This is a genomic window from Pseudoalteromonas sp. P1-9 (assembly GCF_001399975.1).
Classification (GTDB): domain Bacteria; phylum Pseudomonadota; class Gammaproteobacteria; order Enterobacterales; family Alteromonadaceae; genus Pseudoalteromonas.
The window spans coordinates 1-416 of record NZ_LKBD01000143.1; the positions used below are offsets into that span (position 1 = coordinate 1).

A 416-nucleotide genomic window follows, 5' to 3' on the forward strand; every position below is an offset into this window, starting at 1 on the left:
CCTGAAAATTGGCTTAAGCTCACCACGCAATTTACCAAATCATTTCATGGTGCTGTTGGAAAACCAGACAATATGATTGAATATTGTGAACACCTAAAAAAGAAACGACGACCAAATATTGCTAATGCGACTGCCTTACTAGCGTAATTTTAAGAATGAGTGGTAAATAAAGAAAAGTGTGCCACTTTTGCTTTTAGGTGTGCGCTGTTACTAAAAATCTTTTATAACAAATGTTTAAACTATCGTTCGCTTAAGCAAAATTTGAATTCAGTTAGATTTTAAATTATGAAATTTTGCCCTTTTGGCATGCTATGTCACTTTTTTAGTAAATAAAAAGCCCACAACAGAGTGTGGGCTTTGGTAGGTTAGACAAGTAATCAGATTTTTACAGTAGCGTCGTCATCAATGTCTGATTG

At 34.4% G+C, this 416-nt stretch carries 1 pseudogene; it reads left to right on the forward strand.

What is annotated here, in order from left to right:
• Positions 1 to 147: pseudogene (locus AN214_RS23140) on the forward strand (transposase); the annotation flags it as partial.
• Positions 148 to 416: the final 269 nt, after the last annotated feature.